General features: G+C 65.9%; 5 protein-coding genes. 1 reads left to right on the forward strand and 4 read right to left on the reverse strand.

Features of this window, described 5'->3' with window-relative positions:
- Nucleotides 1-903: 903 nt before the first annotated feature.
- The 3 genes from ACZ7IB_RS48640 to ACZ7IB_RS48650 all read right to left on the reverse strand — a co-directional run bounded on the left by ACZ7IB_RS48640 (nt 904) and on the right by ACZ7IB_RS48650 (nt 2,476).
- Nucleotides 904-1,725 carry an SPDY domain-containing protein gene (locus ACZ7IB_RS48640; RefSeq protein WP_470921759.1) on the reverse strand — a complete coding sequence of 274 codons (822 nt, stop codon included), beginning with the start codon at nt 1,723-1,725 and terminating at the stop codon, nt 904-906.
- A 15-nt stretch (nt 1,726-1,740) separates the two neighbouring features.
- On the reverse strand, nt 1,741-2,031 hold the full coding sequence (locus ACZ7IB_RS48645) for a hypothetical protein (protein ID WP_470921761.1): 291 nt from the start codon (nt 2,029-2,031) through the stop codon (nt 1,741-1,743).
- Nucleotides 2,032-2,122: 91 nt separating this feature from the next.
- A complete protein-coding gene (locus ACZ7IB_RS48650) occupies nt 2,123-2,476 on the reverse strand; it encodes an SPDY domain-containing protein (RefSeq protein WP_470921763.1) in 354 nt (117 codons plus the stop codon).
- 301 nt (nt 2,477-2,777) lie between these two features.
- On the opposite strand from ACZ7IB_RS48650, the gene ACZ7IB_RS48655 reads away from it, so the two are divergent.
- Nucleotides 2,778-3,248, forward strand: coding sequence for a hypothetical protein (locus ACZ7IB_RS48655; RefSeq protein WP_470921765.1), 471 nt, complete (start codon nt 2,778-2,780; stop codon nt 3,246-3,248).
- Between the two features lie 306 nt (nt 3,249-3,554).
- Here the strand turns inward: ACZ7IB_RS48655 and ACZ7IB_RS48660 are convergent, their stop codons facing one another.
- The gene (locus ACZ7IB_RS48660; RefSeq protein WP_470921766.1) at nt 3,555-4,676 is read right to left on the reverse strand and encodes an IS630 family transposase; all 1,122 of its coding nucleotides are present in this window, start codon (nt 4,674-4,676) and stop codon (nt 3,555-3,557) included.
- Between the last annotated feature and the right edge of the window lie 143 nt (nt 4,677-4,819).

Below are 4,819 nucleotides of genomic sequence, written 5' to 3' on the forward strand. Positions count from 1 at the left end.
ACTCGAGTTCGTGGGGCCTGCGACGTTCGGCGCCCCTCACCTCCTGGGACCTCACGATCACAAACCGGGCATCACGCGACTTCGCCGAGGCCCTGCGCAAGGACGAAGTTCTGAAGCCTGATCAGGCCCCCACCACCACATCCGCAGCTGAGGCGTGCGTAGCTGCTACCTGCGGACAAGCCGATAACAGCAAGAAGTTCAGAACACCTCCGCGCTCAGGGGCACCGCGCTACAGTGCAAGAGACGGTGACCCTTATAACTTGATCGATGGCCGTTGAATGACGGTGCAGACAAACATAGTTTGCAGGTCACCGACATGAGCACGGGGCCGCACCCGCCAAGGTGCGACCCCGCTGGGACTTGGCACTTTGCCGAGTCCATGACCGAGTGCACGGTCATCTCTTTGATGGAACAGGAATCCGGCTATGGGTTGAAGTGGCCCTTGACCGCAGACCAGACTGCCTCACCCAAGAAGCGTCCGGTGAACGCGGTCAGGAAGCGACCTAAGACCTGTAGCCGGTTTCCCTCTTTCTTCCTGCGACGCCTTCCATTACCCAAGCTGCGCCTCCGCTTCGTCCAGGAACACGGCTCGATTCCGTGCTCACACGGGGCGGATGAATGGGGTCGCACGCTCTGGTCGTTGGTCGACTTCGCAGAACTGACGATAGAGCAGCGACGAAGACTGCACGGGCGTTCTCCACAAAGGACGGCGGAGGGGCCTACGAAAGGCCACGAAAGGACCGAGAACGGCTGGTTTGAGGACCAGTTGAGGGATACCCCTCCCCCGCTGGACCGAGGGGCCTCCCAGGCGTTCAGCATCCCGATACGCCCGGAGCCCGGCCACCCCTCCAGGGTGCCCGGGCTCCATAGCGTCGAGCAGGCAGAGGACGGCTGCTCTGGACTCTAGCTGGCCGGCGCACGCAGGAGCCGCTCCTGCGTGGCCTCGGGCAGCACTCGGCGTAGTACCGGTGCGGTCGAGCTGAGCGAGGCGGCGAAGGCGGCGACCAGGTCGTGGGGCGCGCTGGCGCCGAAGGACGCCGCCCACAGGCACGGTGCACCCAGCGCGGGCTGCGCCCACGCCTGCCATCCGGCCGGTCCCGCCTCGTCGGCCTCGGTGGTCAGGGCGCGCGGGTCGGCGTCCTGGATGAGGTGCGGCACCTCGCCGAGGCTTAGGTGGGAGGTGAACGTAGGGTCCGTCGCCGCCGCCTGGGGCTGGTCGATGTCGCGGAGCCATCCGTGTACGGCGACGGCGTCGAGGACCAGCTCGGGGCCGGCGAGCGGGACGGCAGGCTGGTCGCGTGCGTCGAGCGCGACGAGGAAGTCGACGAGGACCTCCCCGGGGACGTTGGGGGTGAAGTAGGCCGACCATGCGGCGAGCGGGCTGCTCGTGTCCGCGCGGGCGGAGACTTGCCAGGCGATCGGCAGGTCCCCCAGGTGGAACGGCTCGTCCGCCAGGTCCCACTGGGCCCATCGGAGAGTGTCGGGGCTGATGTGCAGGACGGTGCTGCGCAGGACCTGTCGGTCCTCCGGCGCCTCGTCCGGTTCGTGCCGGCCACGGACGATCGCCAGGCTCGTCCAGCCCAAGCCGGAGAGCGGATCGGCGACGGCGTCGTAGAGATGTCCGTCGTCACCGGCCAGGTGTCGGGGGCCGACCCAGTACGCGGGCTGGGCGCCGGTCGGGGCGGGCTGGTCGAGCGGGACTTCGGGGTACAGAAGCGCCTCCAAGGGCTAGGTTCGGATCTACTTACCGCTGGCCCTGCGGCGGGGGCGGAGCGGGGGTGCCTGGACCGGGCCCTGCCAGGCCAGGGCAACGGCGACTTCGGGTGGCAGATGACCGAGCTGGGTGTCCGCTTCCCGTCCTTCGGCGATGTAGACCACGGGCTGTCCGGTTTCGTCCGCAGACAGCACGACCTGCTCTACTCGGTGAGCCATCGGGAAGAAGGGGTTCATTGCCAACCGGACCGGAGTGCTCCGGTCGCAGGTGGACAAGAGGTCTATGAGGTCTCCGACGGTCATGTCCGTGCGAGTCACGAGCATCCTCCTAGAATGTGCTGGCGCGATGGGGTAGGGCGTGTGATGCCACCGGATACAGGCAACACCGCCAGCGGAAGACGTCCGGGCGTCACAGTCGCCGGGAGGTCTCCAGTACGCGCGCCACGGCGGCGGCGACGATCTCTGCCGGTGTCTCGGTACCGAAGGACATGCGGTAGCCGCGCACGTTGGCCGTGCCGGTGACGGCGACTATCCATCCCTCGCCGTTGGTGCCGGGGCGGCCGAGCGGGAACCAGCCGAGGTAGAAGCGGCCGTCCTTGCTGCTGACGTGTACGTCCGCTCGGTCGTCCACGTTCAGGTGGAAGTCCTCGGCGGAGAACTGGTCTAGGACGAGCCTGGGTTGGCCTGGGCCGAGCTGCCACTCACGCAGCCGCAGGGCTTCGACGGTGGTGGAAAATCCGGGGCCAACGGGAGCCATGGTCACAGGAGATCACCTCACTGACCTGGGACTTCTTGCAAGGTCGTCCACGTTGACATGCCCCTGCCCTCGTTGGCCAGTCTTTCGGGAGTCTTTCCTGTCTGCCCCCGGCGAACTGTGTCCTTCGACAGCGAAGCTAGTCGTGGGTAGCCCGCTGACCTGCGCGGACTGGGGTGGATGTCAACGAGTCAGCTCGCAATGGCGCCGTTTGGGATCGTGCGCACCTGTCAGTGGCGGGGCCCGGACCCCGGCGGAAGACGGTCAAGAGGCATCCCTCGCTGTCAGTGGCCAGACCTAGGATTTCTGCGTGACCGAGCACCCTGATTCCACACCGCAGCGGTTGAACACCGAGATCTTGGGGGCCTACGGCTGGCCGCCCTTCGGCGGTATGTTCGACACTATCGAGGAGTGGCCGGCCGGAATCCCCACCAAGGCCGGCGTCTATGTCTTCGTGATCGGTGGCGATAAGCCCATCGCCTATCCGATCGGCGAGTCCTCGATCGTCTACTTCGGCAAGGCAGAGCAGCAGCGCGGAGTACGGGGCCGGGTCAGCCAGCATCGAGGCAGGATCAAATTCGGTCCTCACGAGCGCTGGGCTGGGCATCCGGCGCACGAGTGGCTGATGGCACGAGGTGGCCTCTGCACGTATTCGCTGGCTCCCGAGCGCGATCCGGCTCACCCACTGGGCCATAGTGCCTCATGGATGGAGCGCGAGCTGATCACGGCGTTTCAGCGTCTGCACCGTACACGCCCTGTGGGCAATGGAACCGCCGCGTGACTCCTTCGGCCATAACCACAGCACTCTTGGACAGGTCCCCGACCACCACGGCGGTGACGGGCTACATGCCACCCGCGCAGCTTTGCCGCCCGGCGGGCACGCTGGAGCCCACTCGCATCGCGTCCACTCGATCGTGTAGATCTCATGCGAGAGATCACCGGCCTGGTCTGTGCTCCCCGGGACGCGCCGAGCACCACACCCATGCTCGGTGATCGTCTGTCAGACACGTCCTAGCCGTCTGAACACCCCTGTGGCCCCGTTGCGTTCGACGGGGCCACAAGCAGGACACAATGCCTCCTGGGCGTTCTAGTGTCCTGCGCCGGAGATTCGTTGGCAGAACCGGGCGAGTGAGTCGAGGATCTCTTCGGCTGTCTTGGTCCAGATGAACGGTGTTGGGTTTTCGTTCCATTCCTTGACCCACGCTCGGATGTCGGCTTCCAGGGAACGCACGCTTTTGTGTGTACCGCGGCGGATCTTCTGGGCGGCGAGGAAGCCGAACCACCTCTCCACCTGGTTGATCCAGGACGAACCGGTGGGGGTGAAGTGCAGGTGGAATCGGGGGTGTTTGGCCAGCCATGCCTTGATGGCCGGTGTCTTGTGGGTGCCGTAATTGTCGCAGATCAGGTGGACCTGGAGGTGCCCAGGAACCTCCTTCTCGATCTTGATGAGGAACTTCTTGAACTCCGCTGCCCGGTGCCGGCGGTGCAGCGAGGTGATGACTTCGCCGGTCGCGACGTCGAAGGCCGCGAAGAGGGTGGTCAGGCCATTGCGGATGTAGTCATGGGTGCGACGCTCGGGCATGCCCGGCATTATCGGCAGCACCGGCTGGGACCGGTCCAGCGCCTGGATCTGCGACTTCTCGTCCACCGACAGCACCACCGCCCCTTCGGGCGGATTGAAGTACAGCCCGACCACGTCGTAGACCTTCTCCACGAACAAGGGGTCCGTCGACAGTTTGAAGGTGTCCGTCAGATGAGGCTTGAGACGGAACTTCCGCCAGATTCGGCCCACGGTCGACTTCGACAGCCCACTGCGGTCGGCCATCGACTTACGCGACCAGTGGGTGGCGTTCTTCGGCATCTCCTCCAACGTGCTGACCGCGACCGCCTCCACCTGGTCAACGCTGATGGTGGGCGGCCGGCCCGGCCGGGGCTCGTCCACCAACCCGTCCAGCCGGCCGGCCAGGAACCGCCGACGCCACTTGCGGACCGTATCCGCCGCTACCCGAAGATCCCGCGCCACCACAACAATCGGCGGAACGTCAGGGCCTGCACACGCCAACACGATCCGCGCCCGTAACGCCACCGCCTGCGCAGACGTCGCCCGCCGGGCCCAACGCTCCAACACCGCACGCTCGTCAGCGGACAACAACAACGGTTCCAGCTTCGGACCACGACGCGGTGCGGGCACACCTGAAGAATCACTCATACAGGAACTAACGACGGATCTCCGGCGCAGGACACTAGGACGGCTTGAACTAGTGCCGCATCAGGCAACGTTTGCCCTGTCCACGACGGCGCGTAGGCGCCGGTGGTCGGCATGGCGGTTGCGCCAGATGATGTAGCGGCGGA

It is taken from the genome of Streptomyces sp. NPDC037301, assembly GCF_055602785.1.

What these genes read in the sequence shown, in the direction of transcription:
- ACZ7IB_RS48660 (WP_470921766.1), bottom strand. Translation starts at nt 4,676, where the DNA reads ATGAGTGATTCTTCAGGTGTGCCCGCACCGCGTCGTGGTCCGAAGCTG.